The organism is Brevibacillus sp. YAE8 (genome assembly GCF_057543335.1).
Window position 1 is genome coordinate 209838 of sequence record NZ_BAAIYG010000004.1, and the last position, 15519, is coordinate 225356.

19 protein-coding genes are annotated in these 15519 nt (G+C 53.7%); 4 read left to right on the forward strand and 15 right to left on the reverse strand.

What is annotated here, in order from left to right:
- Nucleotides 1-70: 70 nt before the first annotated feature.
- The 4 genes from AC27IT_RS08835 to AC27IT_RS08850 are packed head-to-tail and all read left to right on the forward strand — an operon-like array spanning nt 71 to nt 3562.
- The gene (locus AC27IT_RS08835; protein ID WP_174435234.1) at nt 71-1420 is read left to right on the forward strand and encodes a right-handed parallel beta-helix repeat-containing protein; all 1350 of its coding nucleotides are present in this window, start codon (nt 71-73) and stop codon (nt 1418-1420) included.
- Complete coding sequence (locus tag AC27IT_RS08840) at nt 1417-2007, forward strand: nitrous oxide reductase accessory protein NosL (RefSeq protein WP_005829041.1); 591 nt, start codon at nt 1417-1419, stop codon at nt 2005-2007. The genes AC27IT_RS08835 and AC27IT_RS08840 overlap by 4 nt, the downstream gene beginning before the upstream one ends.
- 18 nt (nt 2008-2025) lie before the next feature.
- Nucleotides 2026-2832 (forward strand): ABC transporter permease, encoded by an 807-nt coding sequence (locus AC27IT_RS08845; protein ID WP_487091743.1) that lies wholly within the window; start codon nt 2026-2028, stop codon nt 2830-2832.
- Between the two features lie 4 nt (nt 2833-2836).
- Nucleotides 2837-3562 (forward strand): ABC transporter ATP-binding protein, encoded by a 726-nt coding sequence (locus AC27IT_RS08850; RefSeq protein WP_005829038.1) that lies wholly within the window; start codon nt 2837-2839, stop codon nt 3560-3562.
- A 142-nt stretch (nt 3563-3704) separates the two neighbouring features.
- Here AC27IT_RS08850 and AC27IT_RS08855 read toward each other — a convergent pair whose 3' ends face one another.
- From AC27IT_RS08855 to cyoC, 15 genes are all read right to left on the reverse strand, one after another.
- Nucleotides 3705-4622, reverse strand: a complete 918-nt coding sequence (locus AC27IT_RS08855) for a response regulator (RefSeq protein WP_005829032.1) — start codon at nt 4620-4622, stop codon at nt 3705-3707.
- 3 nt (nt 4623-4625) lie between these two features.
- On the reverse strand, nt 4626-5894 hold the full coding sequence (locus AC27IT_RS08860) for a sensor histidine kinase (RefSeq protein WP_005829030.1): 1269 nt from the start codon (nt 5892-5894) through the stop codon (nt 4626-4628).
- A gap of 79 nt (nt 5895-5973) precedes the next feature.
- On the reverse strand, nt 5974-6624 hold the full coding sequence (locus AC27IT_RS08865; RefSeq protein ID WP_005829028.1) for an amino acid ABC transporter permease: 651 nt from the start codon (nt 6622-6624) through the stop codon (nt 5974-5976).
- A 14-nt stretch (nt 6625-6638) separates the two neighbouring features.
- The gene (locus AC27IT_RS08870; RefSeq protein ID WP_007781739.1) at nt 6639-7292 is read right to left on the reverse strand and encodes an amino acid ABC transporter permease; all 654 of its coding nucleotides are present in this window, start codon (nt 7290-7292) and stop codon (nt 6639-6641) included.
- A gap of 83 nt (nt 7293-7375) precedes the next feature.
- Nucleotides 7376-8230: a transporter substrate-binding domain-containing protein gene (locus AC27IT_RS08875; RefSeq protein ID WP_005834999.1), complete on the reverse strand. Its 855-nt coding sequence runs from the start codon at nt 8228-8230 to the stop codon at nt 7376-7378.
- 43 nt (nt 8231-8273) lie between these two features.
- On the reverse strand, nt 8274-9002 hold the full coding sequence (locus AC27IT_RS08880) for an amino acid ABC transporter ATP-binding protein (protein WP_005835001.1): 729 nt from the start codon (nt 9000-9002) through the stop codon (nt 8274-8276).
- A 224-nt stretch (nt 9003-9226) separates the two neighbouring features.
- The gene (locus tag AC27IT_RS08885; RefSeq protein WP_005835003.1) at nt 9227-9745 is read right to left on the reverse strand and encodes a DUF2179 domain-containing protein; all 519 of its coding nucleotides are present in this window, start codon (nt 9743-9745) and stop codon (nt 9227-9229) included.
- Between the two features lie 526 nt (nt 9746-10271).
- Nucleotides 10272-10469: a hypothetical protein gene (locus tag AC27IT_RS08890; RefSeq protein ID WP_005835007.1), complete on the reverse strand. Its 198-nt coding sequence runs from the start codon at nt 10467-10469 to the stop codon at nt 10272-10274.
- Nucleotides 10470-10594: 125 nt separating this feature from the next.
- Entirely contained in the window at nt 10595-10885 is a 291-nt protein-coding gene (locus tag AC27IT_RS08895; protein ID WP_005835010.1) for a DUF3817 domain-containing protein, read from the reverse strand.
- An 88-nt stretch (nt 10886-10973) separates the two neighbouring features.
- Nucleotides 10974-11507, reverse strand: coding sequence for a PadR family transcriptional regulator (locus AC27IT_RS08900; protein WP_007781730.1), 534 nt, complete (start codon nt 11505-11507; stop codon nt 10974-10976).
- Nucleotides 11508-11519: 12 nt separating this feature from the next.
- Nucleotides 11520-13043 carry an MDR family MFS transporter gene (locus AC27IT_RS08905; protein ID WP_025848027.1) on the reverse strand — a complete coding sequence of 508 codons (1524 nt, stop codon included), beginning with the start codon at nt 13041-13043 and terminating at the stop codon, nt 11520-11522.
- A gap of 156 nt (nt 13044-13199) precedes the next feature.
- Nucleotides 13200-13769: an FAD-dependent oxidoreductase gene (locus tag AC27IT_RS08910; protein ID WP_025848025.1), complete on the reverse strand. Its 570-nt coding sequence runs from the start codon at nt 13767-13769 to the stop codon at nt 13200-13202.
- Nucleotides 13770-13908: 139 nt separating this feature from the next.
- Nucleotides 13909-14460 (reverse strand): GNAT family N-acetyltransferase, encoded by a 552-nt coding sequence (locus tag AC27IT_RS08915; protein WP_025848024.1) that lies wholly within the window; start codon nt 14458-14460, stop codon nt 13909-13911.
- A gap of 139 nt (nt 14461-14599) precedes the next feature.
- A complete protein-coding gene (cyoD, locus tag AC27IT_RS08920) occupies nt 14600-14914 on the reverse strand; it encodes a cytochrome o ubiquinol oxidase subunit IV (RefSeq protein ID WP_005835019.1) in 315 nt (104 codons plus the stop codon).
- 1 nt (nt 14915) lies between these two features.
- Entirely contained in the window at nt 14916-15518 is a 603-nt protein-coding gene (cyoC, locus tag AC27IT_RS08925; protein ID WP_025848022.1) for a cytochrome o ubiquinol oxidase subunit III, read from the reverse strand.
- Between the last annotated feature and the right edge of the window lies 1 nt (nt 15519).

Sequence of the window (15519 nt, forward strand, 5' to 3'; positions counted from 1 at the left end):
AAAGGGGGAATCTACCCTGACTCGCACAAGAAAAAACCAAACCGCGTTCCGCCTGCTGCTGGCATCTTCATTGGCGCTTGTGCTCATCCTGCCAGCGGCTTATCCGGCGCAGGCCGAAGCGTCCCTGCAAGCGCTGATCGACCAAGCAGCGCCAGGCGACACCGTCACGATACCGGAAGGCAAGTACGAAGGTCCCATCCGCATCACGAAGCCGCTCAAGCTGCTGGCAAAAGGCGAGGTCAAGCTGACCAATCCGAGCGAGGAAGCCGCTCTGACGATCGCGGCAGACGACGTGACTTTGCAAGGCATTACGGTGCTGGACAGACGAATCAACAGCGAGGACGCCTCCATCATCGTAAGCGGCAGCCGCAACCTGTTGGAAAAAGTCACCGTGGAAACGATGGGAACCGGGATTCAGTTGCGAGGCGCGAATGCCAACACGATACGCAACGTCTCGGTCATCGGCAAGGTAAAGGACAGAGGCAGCGCAAGCGATGCCGGCCACGACCACAGCGCGCATCTGTCCAAAAGCGCGAGCAAGCCAAAGGTGACGGTCCAGGCCCAAAAAGGAAACGGCATCGACCTGTACGACTCGCACGACAACCGACTGATTGAAAATCAGGTCACAAACGTCTTTGACGGGATTTACCTGGAAAAAAGCACTGGGAACGAGCTCACGCAAAACCGGGTGGAAAAATCGCGCTACGGCTACCACCTGATGGGCACCACGCAAACTTCCCTGAAGAACAATACAGGCAGCGAAAACGTCACAGGCGCGATGCTGATGGAAACAGCCGATGCCACCGTCGTCGGAAACCGGTTTTTGAAGCAGCAAAAAAACCCCAATTCCCAGGGCATCCTGCTCTACGACGTGCAAAACTCGCTGCTTGCGGACAACCACATCGAAGGAAACCGCGTCGGGCTATACTTGGAGCGCTCCAGCGGGATTACGGTCACAGGCAACCAGCTCTCGCTCAACTTCGTCGGCATGCAGTTGATCGCCTCCGCGGGAAATACGTGGACGAACAACCACTTCATCTCCAATGTCATCGCCGCCCAGGCCCAGGACAGCGCAACGGACAACCTGAACGGCAACTACTGGGACAACCTGCTCGGCCTCGATGTGGACGGCGACCACAAAAGCGATTTGCCGTATGAAATGAATCCGTTTTACCTCGGCCTGACAGACGCGATTCCCGCTTACCAGTTGTTTTTCCAATCGCCGGGCTTCGTCTTTCTGGAAAATCTGTTTACGAGCGGTGCAGGCAGCCCGATCCGGGACGAAACACCGCTGATGCCGACCTCTGCTGTCGTCTCTGCTAATGCCGAAACAGGCAGCAACTGGGGCGCAGGCATCCTTGGCCTTATTCTTTTGGCAGGAAGCTGTACATTCATTTACGTAGGAGTGAAAAAATCATGATGAATTTGAAAAAATGGGTGACCACACTCGGAGCAATCGCAGGCATCAGCCTGCTCATCGTCGGCTGCGGCAAGGAAGAAGCACAGCCTGTCGAGATCGCGGAAGGCGTGGACAAATGCGACATTTGCCACATGCACGTCCCGAACGATCACAACGCAACCGAAATCATTTTGAAAGACGGCAAGGCGCTCAAATTCGACGACATCGGCTGCCTGCACGAATGGACGGAACAGCACGGCACCGATGAAGTCGCGATGCAGTACGTCCGCGACTACTACACAGCGGAGTGGACAAAAGCCGAGCAGGCGACATTCGCCTATGACAAAGAGTTCAAAACGCCGATGAGCTACGGCATCTACTCGTTCAAAGACAAGGCGGAAGCGGAGAAATTCGTCGCGGAGCAAAAGAAAGGCGTCATCATGGACGCGGAAGGCCTGAAAAACCATACGTGGGAGCGCAGCATGAGCAAGCATATGAAAAAGGACGGGCATTCTTCGGAAGGCCCTTCCTCGGGCGGACATCAATCGGGCGACATGGAGAGCACCCCTGCGCACGGCAGCAGCACGACGACAACGACACACCACTAATAGAGGAAGTGGAGAGCCTTGCACATCAATCTGATCGCCAAACGGGAAGTGAAGGTAGGCTTCCGCAATCCGTGGTCCTACTCCTTCATGGCGCTGTTCTCCCTGTTTAGCCTGGGGCTGCTCATCATCCAGTCGCAGTCCTACATGAAAGGCTATACGTACACGACAGGCACCATGCTCAATCTGATCTTGTACCTGCTGCCGCTGATGACTATGCTGCTCTCCTCTTTTTCCCTCACGGCGGAAAAAGAGGAAGGGAGCTGGCAGCTTCTCTCCACCTACGCGATGACGACCTCGTCGTTTCTCGTGGGCAAATACGCGGGACAGGCGCTGGTGCTAATCGCCATCATCAGCTTCGGCTACGGCGTCTCCGGCGTGGCTGGACTGTTGCTCGGAAAAAGCTTTGCCTTTTCCACCCTGCTGTTTTTGCTCGTCTTTTCCATCTGTCTCATTCTGCTGTTTTTAGGGATCGCCATGGTGATCGGCGCCTTGTGCCGCAACCGCTGGCAAGCTTTGACGATGGGCGTCAGCATCTGGTTCTTTTACATTTTGGCCTGGCCGACGCTGTTGATTTCCGTACTCAGCTTCGTACCTTATACGTGGATCAAGCCTTTGTTGCAGATTGTGACCTTTTTCAACCCGGCTGAATTTGTGCGGATTTACTCTGTGACCAGGCTGGGCGGCGGCGCGATCTTCGGCCCCGAATACTACAAGTGGATTTACTGGATTGACTCTGCGCTCGGCGACGTTTGCTTCGTCGCTCTCTGTCTGCTCTGGATTGGCGCGACCTTGTGGATCGCTACCCGGGCATGGGAAAGGAGGTAACACCGTGCAAAGCTTCGGACTTACCGTCGATCAGGTAAGCAAAACGATCAACGACAAAACGATTGTCCATCCTTTCAGCCTGCGCATCGAGCCTGGCGAAGTCGTCGCTCTGTGCGGCGGAAACGGCGCGGGCAAAAGCACGATCCTGCGCATGCTGGTCGGCATCCTCCGCCCCACTGCTGGCACGATCCAGCTCAACGGCCTGACCTGGGAGGAGCAGCGCGTCGAATACTTGCAGCAGATCGGGTATATGCCTGACCACTTCTCCTTCAGCGCTGGCCTGACCGCGCGAGAAACGCTGGAGTTTTACGCCGCCCTGCGCAACCGCACCGCCGAGGACGCCGACAGAATGCTGAAGGCGGTCGGCCTGCACGATGCCCGCAATAAGCGCGTGACGCACTTTTCCAAAGGGATGCAGCAGCGGCTGTTGTTCGCCCAGGCGATTCTGGCGAAGCCCGCGCTCGTCGTCCTGGACGAACCGACGAACGGCCTCGATCCTTACTGGATGGACGCCTTCGTCGACCTGGTGCGCGAGCTGCGGCTGGCGGGACAATCCGTCATCTTCTCGACGCACCAGCTCCAGGTCGCTGACGCGGTGGCGGACCGGGCGATTTTTCTCATGAACGGCCAAATCGTCCGCGACGACACGATTGGCAGCTACCAGAAGCAGTACGGGACCGTCGGCCTGTACGGCGCGTTTGCCGAGCTGGTATCGCGCGCGCATGCGTAGCTTGCCTACACATATAAAGAGCTTGGGGACGGAAGCGACCCCAAGCTCTTTTTCACTATTGATGGATGTATGTGATAACCGCCATTTCCTTGCCGAAGCGATTCCCTTCATGACGGAACGCTATGTGAGCTTTTCCCCCGGTTCAAATCGCTTTTGCTTCCATATAAAAAACAGATAAAAACTTTTTCACGCTGATCCGGCATTTCGTCGTTTTTTCTCCGGCCTCCAGCTCTTGCATCCGCTGGCGAATTTCCTGGAAATCGAACAGGCGCGGGGCAAAATGCTCGAAGGTCGGGTTGGCGTAATCCGTCAAGCCGAGCGAGGACAAATGCGTAAACGCTTGCAGCACCATGCGGCGAATGCGCTGCTCCATCGCTCGCACTTCTTTGGTCAGCGCCTGTTCATCGAGGTTGCCATGCAGCTTGGTCAAAATTTGCGTGTACAGCTCCTTCAACTGCAAATCGCGCAGCTTGTCCACTTCCCGCTCGTTCTGGGCGAGCCAGCCCATGATGACCAAAAGATCGTGCGCTCCCGCTTCGCTGGCGATTCCGAGCTGCAGCAGCAGTTGTCTCGCTTTTTGCGCGAGGCTCTCTTCGTCCGAGGATGGTTTTTTCAGCCCGCTCGCCGGCTGCTCTTTTCCTTTGACATCCAAAATTTGCAGCGACTTGCGGATGGATTGCAGCGAGGCTTCCAGTGTCAAGTAATCGGATACCCTCCTGAGCACAGAAATGACTTCCAGGCGGTTGATCGGCTTTTGAATAAACGTATCAATCCCCTGCAAATAAGCCTCCCCGATCATCTCCTTGTTTTCCACCTGGGAAACCATGATGAATCGGCCCGTGAATCCTTCCGCTTGCAGCTTCTTGATCGTCTGGATGCCGTCTAGCCCTGGCATGAGCAGGTCGATCAGCACGACATCCACTCCGTACAACTGGTCGATGGAGACGCGATTGCCATCGCTGGCCTGGCCCACGATCTCGCCCAGGCCGCTGTCTGCAATAATGCGCTCCAGCATGCGGCGCACCACGGCATCGTCTTCAATCAAAAAGAAACGTATCATCGGCTATACTCCCTCCCCTCTCAGCAATTGATCCGTCGGAATCCGCACTTCAAAATGCGTCCACAGCCCTCTGTCGTGCAAAATTTGCAGTTGTCCCTGCAAGCTCTGCACGATGCCTCTGGCGTGTGTCAGGCCGATGCCGGTGGACGCATTGCCTTTTTCATCATACTTGGTCGTATAGCCCGGTTCAAACACCCATTCCCGTTCCTCTTGCGAAATCCCCGGTCCGCTGTCCAGCACGGAAAAGACGATGTGCCGTCCGTCCAGTTGGACATTCAGTACAATTTTACCCGATTCGTCAATCGCTTCTACTGCATTGGCGACCACATTGTTCAGCACAGACAGCAGCGCGTAGATTTGATTCGTCGACAAGCTGACATAACAGCTCCATGTAAACTGAATTTCTTTGCCCAGCATTTCGGCGTACTTCCGGTTGGCTCTCATCACCAGCTCGCACAGCTCGCTGATCGGAAGCTGGGAAGCAAGCCCTTCCTGGTTAATCAGCTTGGAGATGCCCGCGAGGATGCGCTGCGAATCTTTTTTCACCTCATGCACATTTTCGGCAATCGTCAATGCCGTCGGAGATTCGGCGTGCTGCGAGGTCAAGAGCCGCCTGTACAGCCGATAGCTCTCGCGCGTGATGTCTTCCAGTTGCGTCATCGACTTGCGCAGGTAGAACGCCTCTTCGTACAGCTCTGTATTTATCATCCGCAGCCGCTCCAGCTCCTGCTGCCGCACCTCCCCGACCGCGCGAATTTGCCGGATCGAGACGCTGTTGTACAAGCCGACGGCAAAAAAGCTGCGCAACACGCCGAAGATCAGGAGCATGAAAAAGCTCTGCCACGTAAGCGGCGGAAAGTCGGTAAAATACTCGCGCACGCGCAGCTCGACCAGGTTGGACAAAAAGTCGACGGACGCGCCGATCAGCCCCATCTTCAGCGGAAACTCCAGGTAGTCTCGGGCCCGCAGCACACGGAACAAAATCGCGAAGCTGAAGTAGTAAAACGCGGACGGCAGATGGACAGACACGCTCTCCAGCAACGGGCGGTATTCCATCAACAAATCCAGCCCGACGCGGAAGACGAGAATGAACGTCCCGGTCAAAAAGCCGGTCAAGATCACGGGCACGGACGAAAACCAGAGCAGGCCGAAAAAGAAAGCGGCAATCCCCAGCGAGAAACGAAACGTTCCCCCGAGCGGGTTGACCTTCATCTCTCCGAAAAAGGCGGTTGCCAGCATAATAATCATGAGGACCAACAGGCGCTCGCGCATAGATGCCCCCTTTAGCACGTAAAAAGATCTCCCATTCCTATTTTACAAAGAACTGGAGATCGGAAAAGATGCTTTTGCATCAGGCGTGTTTGTTTTCAAGACGTTTGGATACGATCGACAAAGCGTAGTTGACCACAAAGTACATGACTGCCACCAAGAGGAAAGTCGGAATCACGTAGTTGACGTTGCGGCCATTGATGATTTGCGCATGGTTCATCAGCTCCGGCAGCGCAATCACGACCGCGAGCGAAGTGTCTTTCAGAAGCGAGATAAACTGGCTGACGATGGGCGGAACCATCCGTCTGAGCGCCTGTGGCAGCACAATGTGCCAGAGCGTCTGCACGTAGGTAAGGCCAGAGGAGCGCGCAGCCTCAATCTGCCCTTTTTCCACCGATTTTAAACCACTGCGCACGATTTCCGACAGCATGGCCGCCTCGAAGATGACCAGTGCCAGCACAGCCGCATAAAACTTGTCCAGCTTGATGCCGACTTCCGGCAAGGCAAAGTACGTGAAAAAAATAATCAACAAGAGCGGCAAGTTGCGAATCAGCTCGACGGCGGTAGCCAGCACCTGGGAGACGCCGGGAATTTTCGCGTAGCGAAGCACCCCTACGACGATGGCAATGGCGAAGCTGAACACAATCGATAAAAAGGCAACCTGCAGGGTAATCCAGAAACCTTCTAGCAGGAAGGTCAAATGACTGGGCGCGTATGCTCCGATAAAGTCCATGATGTCCCCTCCCCTTAGCGGCTTCCAGCCAAGCGTCGCTCCAGGTAGCCTACGAGCAAGCTCAACGGAAGTGTCAGAATCAGATAAAAGACTGCGACAAAAATGTAAACGTCAAACGTCACAAACGTATCGGCGGAAATCAGGTCGCCGAAGTACATCAGGTCAAGACCTGCAATGACGCCAAGCACCGAAGAGTTTTTCACCAGGTTGATAAACTGGTTGCCCATCGGCGGGATTACGACTTTGATCGCTTGCGGCAAAATGATGTAGCGCATCGCCTGGTTGTAAGTCAGACCCGAGGAACGGGCTGCTTCCATTTGCCCTTTTGGAATCGCTTGAATCCCGGCGCGAATCGTCTCCGCGATAAACGCTGCCGTATAGACAGTCAGCCCGAGCGTACCAGCGACAAACGGCGCGAGTACAATCCCGAGCGCCGGCAGGCCGACAAAGAACAGGAAGACGACGAGAATCAGCGGGATGTTGCGCACAAACTCGACGTAAGCCGTACCGATCCAGTTGAGCGGGCGAATCGGCGAAATCCGAAAAATGGCGAATAGCGTCCCTAAAGCCAAGCTCCCGACAAGAGCGAGCAGGCTGGCTTGCACGGTGTTCCAGAAGCCTTCGATAAACATGTCCCAGTGCTCAAACAAGATAGAAAAATCGATCATCTCTGTTGCGATCCCCCTAGTCGTAAGAAAATAAGGGAATGAGCGGCAGAGTGAACCGCTCATCCGTCATGGAGTCGAACCGCTTATTTTTTTGGTTTTTCCCCGATCCATTTTTCATAAATCTTGTCGTACTCGCCGTTTTCCTTCATTTCTTTCAACACGTCGTTCACGGTTTTTACAAACTCGGCGTCGCCTTTGTTGATCGCGATTCCGTATGGCTCTTCGGTGAATGTTTCTTCGGTTACGCGGTAGTTTGGATCTTGCTTCGCCATTCCGTACAGCAGGGCGTTATCGGTAGTCAGCGCGTCACCTTGTCCAGCTTTGAGCGCGGTAAAGGCTTCTGCGTAGTTTTCAAATTCAAGCACTTCTGCATCCGGTGCGCTTTCGCGAATGTTTTTCGCGGAAGTCGAGCCTTTTGCGGTCAGCACTTTCATGCCTTTTTGCAAGTCTTTGATGCTGTTGATCGGGCTGTCCTTTTTCACCAGCAAAGACTGTCCTGCCATGAAGTACACATCGGAGAAGTCTACTTCTTTTTTGCGTTCTTCGGTGATGGTCATCGTCGCGATAATCGCGTCAATCTCCCCGTTTTTCAGCATCGGGATACGCGTTTTGGAGGTAACTTCCTTCAGCTCGATTTTGTTTTCGTCACCGAGCACTTTTTTTGCAATCGCTTTGGCGATGTCGATGTCGAAGCCTTCTACGTTGCCTGTCGACGGATCTTTCAGACCGAACAGGTTCAGGTCGTACTTCACGCCTACGACAAACTTGTCTCTTTCCTTGATTTTTGCCAATGTTCCGGCACCAGCCGCCGCGCCATTCGATGCAGAGCCTGCCGCGCCGCCTTCTGTCTTGCCCCCGCCACAGCCTGCGAGTGCGGTTGCGCTCAGCATCAATACAAGACCCATACCTGCGAGTTTTTTCCATACACTTTTCTTCATCTGAATTACCCCTCATCTCTTTTTTATTGTTTTAAGTGAATGTCTAGTGATTCAAAATCCGGCTCAGGAACAGGCGCGCGCGTTCTTCACGCGGATTTTCGAAAAATTCTTGCGGCGTAGCCTCTTCGAGAATCCTGCCCTGGTCCATGAACACGATCCGGTCTGCCACTTCGCGGGCAAAGCCCATTTCGTGGGTGACCACGACCATCGTCATGCCTTCCTTCGCCAGCTTTTTCATGACGTCCAGTACTTCCCCGATCGTCTCGGGATCGAGCGCCGAGGTCGGCTCGTCAAACAGCATGATTTTCGGGCGCATGGCCAGTCCGCGCGCAATCGCTACACGCTGCTGCTGACCGCCGGAGAGCTGGGTCGGAAATTTTTCCGCCTTCTCCGGAATCCCTACTTTTTCCAGGTAGTAGAGCGCCGTTTCCTCTGCTTCCTTCTGCGATACGCCCAGCACCTTGATCGGCGCCAGCGTGATGTTTTCCAACACGGTTTTGTGCGGATACAGATTGAAGTGCTGGAACACCATGCCGATATTGCGGCGCAGCTTGTTGATGTCGGTGTTTTTGTCGTTTACTTTTACCCCGTCTACCAGCAGCTCTCCGCTTGTAACCGTTTCCAATCTGTTGATACAGCGAACCATCGTACTTTTCCCCGATCCAGACGGGCCGATGACGACGACTACTTCTCCCTGGTTGATATGCAGGTCGATGTTTTTCAGGACGTGGAAACTCCCGTAATGTTTGTTGACTTGATGAAAACTAATCAACCAGATCCCCCCTTGCTCTCTGTCATAGTTTGTATGGTAAGGACGAACTACCCGAATCTACAGAAAAATACAAAGTATTTTATTTCTCTTTATAATTTTCTAATAATAAAGGCGTAGGACCCGGCTTTTTGGCCGAGCAGACAAACAAAAAACCAGCCGCTTCCTGCCTGTGTGGCACAGAAGACGACTGGCATCTTTTACAAATGGAAATGGAACGGCTGCTCCTACTGGCGCAGGCGGTTGACCCAGAAGCCGCCCTTCAAGTTTTTCGGCTCAAAAGAAATGACAAACGCTTTTGGCGCGATCTCATGAATGAGCTGCCACAGCTTTTTTTCGTTGCTGCGCTTGGTCAGCACCTGCATCATGAGGCGGTGCCCGTCCCGGCCTTCTGCCACCCAGGAGGTGACGCCGAAGCCGTGCTCGCGCAGCCGCACAGGAACATCCAGGTCGACGGAATCGACCACTACCTGCAAGGTGACATAGCCCAAGGCCAAATACTCCTCGATTTTGCTGCCGATGTACACACCCATTCCCCAGCCGATACAGTACGCGGCGAGGTTGACCGGATTGTCCAGGTTGTCGAGTACAATCGCGAGTCCTTTCAAATAGACGAATACTTCCACCATCGCCAACAGCGAAGCGAGCACACGATACCCTTTAATCACCATCAGCAGTCGCAACGTGAAAAACGACACGTACAAAATATTGATCCCGATGATGATCCACACAAACTCGAAGCCCATGCTCCCCTACCCCCACCCGAATCTACTCGGGCCAATATGTTATGTACTCACAATTACTACAATATAATCGATCTTCCAGGCAAAATCCAGACGGAAAAAGGCGCAAAAATCTTCCACCGCAAGCCGTGCTTGCTCGGTCGGAAAGGGCGGCACGAGCAGGCTAGGCGACGTGCGGAACTGCGCAAAATCCCCAGCCGAAGCTGCCGACTGGATACTTGAGCCAGCCTGCAACGGCAGCGTGAATCCTGAATCCGCTCGTGCGGTCGGTTTTTCCCCGCGAGAGGCTGATTAGGCGCGGCTGTGCTCGTACAATTTACCCGCCAGCGCTTCTATCCACTCTTTTTTCGCGAGCAGGTCGAGCATCCGCCCAGGCAGCGCCGCTTCCAGCGATTCCACGACGTACCCGGAGCCTTTGATTTCCGCCTGTTTTTGTATATCGCTCGCGCAGTTCCATGTGCACCGCCCCTTTATTTTTCGGAATAGTCTGTCGTTTTTCGTTCCAGAATAGGCTCGTGCCTACCCTCGCTCACACAAAGCATCTGGCAATCACGTTTTTGCCGACGTGCTGCTCGCCCAATTCATCTGACGCCACTTTTTCATCGCTTTGCGTAAATGTGATGATCTGTGGCAGCACCAGCTTGTACCGATTCTCCATCCCGGTTTCGAGAACGTATTGCCCTTCGTTATCCCATAAAAGAACACCTGCCAAAATTCTGGTCTCCACACAGATCCTCCCCCATCGCGATCCATATTTGAACAGCGTTGCGCTTATGTATGATCGGTTCTGTCTGATGGTGCTCAAAAGACGGGTACGCTGACCCGCCTTTTTTCGCTGCAAACTCTGCTGTTTTATTGCTCTTTTTTCAATCGTGCATCCAGAACGAAGTTGCCGAATGGCAAGAGCGACGCGATAAACGCCCCAATCACCTTGAGAACAGACCATCTGTCTTTAAATGTAACATGCGCCAGTGCCAAAATATAGAGGACAAAAAACAGCCCATGCAGCGAGCCGGCGATTTTTACAGCGGCCGGAAAGTCGAGATAGTACTTTAGCGGCATGGCAATCAAGAGCAATACCAAATACGAGATTCCTTCGATAATGCCGATGACGCGAAAACGTCCGAGTGCGGTATTCATCATGAGCGGATACCATCCTTGCCTGTAATTATCATCATTATAAATGAAAAACTATCAAAATGATGGGAATTGCCCAATGTTCATAATAAATTCAAAACTGGCGGCCCCACGCTTCTTCGCGGATGCGCTCCAACCAGCGCACTTCTGCCTGCAGATGCTCGATCGCCCCGAGCAAAATCGTCCTCGCTCCCCAATCCAGCCGCGCTCGCTGCTGCTCGAGAATCGATTCGAGCAAGGCAGCCTGCCGCTGTACCTCCTCGATGTTTGTAGCAAGCGCCTCTCCCATTTTCGCCGGATCGCCGTGGGAAGCAAAAGTCAGAGCTGCGTAGATCGGGTTTGTCAACTGCATCGGCTTGCGCATTTCCTGCAAAAGCAGCTCCTGGAACTCTGCCTCCCCTTTTTTGGTGATCCGGTACATTGTCTTATCCGGGCGGTTCGACTCGCGAATGACTTGCGTAACCTCGATCATCCCACCCTTTTCCAACTGATTGATCGCATAGTAGAGGGAGCCTTTGGCGTACTTGACGTAGCAGTCGATTCCTCGCGTCTTCACTTGCTGCTGGATTTCATACGGGTGTCGCTCCCCTTCCATCAGCAGCCCTAAAATAAGCAATTTCAGACTCATGGCCCTCTCCTCTTACCCGCGTTCCGGGTTTGCTTGCGGTGCGTTTTTGGCCCTGCCGAGCGCACTCTCGTTCCCCATCAGCGCAATACAGATGACGGCGAGAATGGCAGGAACGAGCGCCCACATGAACGTCTGAGCAATCGAGGAAGCGAGAATGTCCGTGATCGTCTCCAGCACAGGAGCCGGGATAGCCGCCCGCGCTTCCGGCGTCAAGATCGCGCGCGGGTCCGTGATCGCCCCGACAGCTCCTTGCCCCGAAAAAGTCGAAGCCATGCCGTTTTCAAACTGGTTGCGCTGCAAGATGCCAAATACGGTAATGCCCAGCGTCATGCCGAGCGAGCGGGAAAAAGAGTTGGTCGAGCTGGCCGAGCCTCTCTGCCGCATGTCGAAGCCGTGAATCGCCGACATCCCCAATACGGAAAAAGAAAAGCCGACGCCAAAGCCAGTCAAAATCATGTACACCGTGACCGTCGAACGAGCCATGTCGGGCGACAATGTACTCAGCAGGAAAATCCCCGGTACGAAAAAGACAGCGGACAACAGCATGATGTTGCGGAAGCTCGTCTTCGTCGTGAGAAACCCGCCCAGTTGGCTGCCGCAGACAGAGGCGAGCATCATCGGCGTCAAAAGCAGGCCGGAGTTGGTCGCAGACCCGCCGTACACCCCTTGGATGAAGATCGGCAAAAAGACGGTCGTAATGATAAAAGCCGCGCCGTACAGCAGCGCGACCGCGTTCGTCGTCGCAAACAGCCGCTGCTTGAACATCGCAAACGAAATAATCGGTTCGGACGCTTTCGTTTCCACAAACAAAAAGATGATGAACAAAAGCAAAAAGGCTACGAGCAGCCCGATGATCTGCACGGAATCCCAGGCGTACTGGTTGCCGCCAAGCTCCAGGGCAAACATCAGACTGACAATCGCTCCGACAAGCGTAATCGCTCCCCACCAGTCGATGCTTTGCTTGCGGTGCTCCAGCGACTCTCTGTAGTACACGCTGATAAACCAGAGCGACAAAGCCCCGATCGGCACGTTGATGTAAAAAATCCAGTGCCAACTGACATACTCCGTAATGTACGCGCCAAGCAGCGGCCCGAACACGCTGGACGTACCGAAAACCGCCCCGAACAGCCCAGTCATTTTCCCGCGTTTTTCCGGCGGAAACACATCAAAAATGATCGTGAAGGCAATCGGCATCAACGCGCCGCCGCCAATCCCCTGAATCGCGCGATAAATGCTCAGCTCGACAATACTGTTCGCGGTCCCGCACAAAATGGAGCCGACCAAAAAAACGATCAGGCCGAAAATATAAAACCGCTTGCGCCCGTACATGTCGGACAGCTTGCCGAAAATCGGCATCCCGGCCATCGTCGCGACCATGTACGCGGACGTCACCCAGACGAATTTGTCCATGCCGCCCATCTCGCCCACAATCGTCCCCATCGCTGTCGCCACAATCGTGTTGTCCATGGACGCGATCAACAGCCCCAGCATGAGCGCTGCGACGACAAAATTTACGTTGCTTTCCTTGGCAATCATTGCCATTTTCCTCCTATCAGTCAAATCAAACTAATATAAACTATTATATTCAAATTTGACCATATGTCTGCAAAAATATAGGGCAGGAAGCATTTGCTACTGCTGCGAAAAAAACACCTTCTCTTCAGAAAAGAGAAGGTGCCTGCACATCTCTACTCAGTTTGTTTTCAACACGTCGTGATCGACATAACGCTCGCCGTTCAGCTCACTGATGACGTTAATCGCGACTTTCGCCCCGTCGCCAGCGGTAATGATCGTATGTACGCTCACGCCTGCGCACGTGCCTGCCGCCCAAATGCCTTCGATGTTCGTTTTTCCTTGTGCGTCAACGTCTACTACCGACTTGATGCGCGGCTCCGTGCCATCTTTTGTCTTGACGCCAATCTCTTCGGCAAGCGCCACTACCGCGCCTGTCGCCAAAATGACATGCTTCGCTTCGAACGAGCCTTTTTCCGCTGTCTCCACGACCAGTCCTTGCTCGGTTTTCCTCACGTTAGTTACCTGGTCTTCCACCAGCTCGGCCCCGAATTTGGCAGCCTGCTTTTTCCCTGTCTCGATCAGGTCAGGGCCCGAGATTTCCATGATGCCATAGTGGTTTTCCATCCACGCGCGTTTGGTCATGCTCTTGTCGTTGTCAATCAACAACGTCTTTTTCCCCGCCTTCGCGGCAAACAATGCTGCGCTTCCACCCGCTGGGCCTGCTCCAACAATCACGATATCAAACAAAGAAATCTCCCCTTTCCAAAATACGTTACACAACATAATTATATACTTTGTTTTGAAAAAGAAAAGGGTTGGCGGCAGGTAAAATAGAAAGGACGCGTTAGCCTTGAAAAAAGTGATAGCCTTTGTCCCTGGTACCGCCTTAATCGTTGGGATTGGCTCTATCGCAATGCAATGCAATCCAATACCGCCGCACCACATTGCCGTCCGCTTCCGTGAACTCGGATTCCAACACCCCGCCGTTGCCGCGAATTGTTTTTTCCGAGCCGGTATTGTCCCGATCGCACACAACCAGTACCCGCTCCAGGCCAAGCTCTCTCGTCTTGTCCAGCGCGAGCGCGAGAATCGCCGTCGCGTAGCCTTTTCGTCTTTCGCTCGGCCGGATGCCGTAGCCGATATGGCCGCCTGCGTTGTACAAATGCTCGTTCAGGCGATGGCGAATGTTGACTACCCCCAAGATTTTGTCCTCGCCGTTCACCAGCCAGTAGGTTGAGTGCGGAACCCAGCCGGCCGGAATACTTTCTTCGCTTCCCTCGCTGGCAAGAAACGCCAGATAAGCGCCAAAATCGTACGGCTCGCGCCCGGCCACCCAAGGGACAAACGGTTCCCCGCTTTGCTTCCATTCTTCGTAATAAGCCAAATACTCCTGCTGTCGCCGGGCGGAAGGCTTGACCAAAACGAGCTGCTCTGCCATACTCCCACTGCCTTTCGAATGTGCTGTCAATAATTTCCGTCTATCTTAGCACGCTAAACATGACGGAGCAAGAAAAAGGCGCGAGACAAGCAACCGATCGCTTGACTCACGCCTTTTGGCTTTTTCACTATAATTCTGCTTAGTATTTGTTGAACATCATGATCCAGATGGAACCTGCGATGATCGTAAACACGATCACGAGACCGAGGATCAATGTCTGTACATTGTAGCGCGGTTTTTCTCCCTCGCGAATGTGCATAAAGAAGAACAGTTGAACAACGAATTGCAAGATGGCCATCACCAAGATCGTGATTACGAGAGCCGTTTTTTCGAGCATCTGGTTCATGACCAGCACCAGCGGGATAATGGTCAGCACAATCGAGAGGACGAAGCCGATGACGTACGACTTCAGCGACCCGTGATCGTGATTGCCATGATTTTGATGTTGTGTCATCTTACATCACCCCCATCAGATAGACGACTGTGAAGAGGAAGATCCACACAACGTCCAGGAAGTGCCAGTACAAGCTCAGGTTGGTGATTTTGCGGCGAGTCACCGCATTGATACCGCGGCGCTTCAACTGCATCATCAGCGCGACCATCCAGAACAGACCGATGGTTACGTGCAACCCGTGCGTTCCAACCAGGGTGAAGAAGGCGGACCAGTAACCGCTAGTCGCGATGGTTGCTCCTTCATGCGCCAAGTGCGTAAACTCGTTGATCTCCAGCACGACGAAGGCCAGACCCAGGACGGCTGTAACCGCCAGCCATCCGATCAGTTCTTTTACTTTTCCTTTGTTCATCGCCAGCACAGCAAGTCCGCTCGTAAAGCTGCTGGTCAACAGGATAAAAGTTGAAGCGATGATCCCAGGCATTTCAAACAGTTCTTTTCCAGTCGGTCCGCCTGCAAAGCTATGCATCATTACTGCATAGGTGGCAAACAGCGTACCGAACAAAATGCAGTCCGTAACTACGAAAATCCAGAAGCCAAGAACCTTTAGTTGCTCATGCTCTTCATGATGGTCGTGGCCATGACTATGGTCGTGATGATTAGCCATC

Bases quoted from the DNA above. Each gene is read 5' to 3' on its own strand.
- AC27IT_RS08840 (WP_005829041.1), top strand. From the start codon at position 1,417: ATGATGAATTTGAAAAAATGGGTGACCACACTCGGAGCAATCGCAGGC.
- AC27IT_RS08855 (WP_005829032.1), bottom strand. From the start codon at position 4,622: ATGATACGTTTCTTTTTGATTGAAGACGATGCCGTGGTGCGCCGCATG.
- AC27IT_RS08860 (WP_005829030.1), bottom strand. From the start codon at position 5,894: ATGCGCGAGCGCCTGTTGGTCCTCATGATTATTATGCTGGCAACCGCC.
- AC27IT_RS08865 (WP_005829028.1), bottom strand. From the start codon at position 6,624: ATGGACTTTATCGGAGCATACGCGCCCAGTCATTTGACCTTCCTGCTA.
- AC27IT_RS08870 (WP_007781739.1), bottom strand. From the start codon at position 7,292: ATGATCGATTTTTCTATCTTGTTTGAGCACTGGGACATGTTTATCGAA.
- AC27IT_RS08875 (WP_005834999.1), bottom strand. From the start codon at position 8,230: ATGAAGAAAAGTGTATGGAAAAAACTCGCAGGTATGGGTCTTGTATTG.
- AC27IT_RS08885 (WP_005835003.1), bottom strand. From the start codon at position 9,745: ATGGGCTTCGAGTTTGTGTGGATCATCATCGGGATCAATATTTTGTAC.
- AC27IT_RS08895 (WP_005835010.1), bottom strand. From the start codon at position 10,885: ATGATGAATACCGCACTCGGACGTTTTCGCGTCATCGGCATTATCGAA.
- AC27IT_RS08900 (WP_007781730.1), bottom strand. From the start codon at position 11,507: ATGAGTCTGAAATTGCTTATTTTAGGGCTGCTGATGGAAGGGGAGCGA.
- AC27IT_RS08905 (WP_025848027.1), bottom strand. From the start codon at position 13,043: ATGATTGCCAAGGAAAGCAACGTAAATTTTGTCGTCGCAGCGCTCATG.
- AC27IT_RS08915 (WP_025848024.1), bottom strand. From the start codon at position 14,460: ATGGCAGAGCAGCTCGTTTTGGTCAAGCCTTCCGCCCGGCGACAGCAG.
- cyoD (WP_005835019.1), bottom strand. From the start codon at position 14,914: ATGACACAACATCAAAATCATGGCAATCACGATCACGGGTCGCTGAAG.
- cyoC (WP_025848022.1), bottom strand. From the start codon at position 15,518: ATGGCTAATCATCACGACCATAGTCATGGCCACGACCATCATGAAGAG.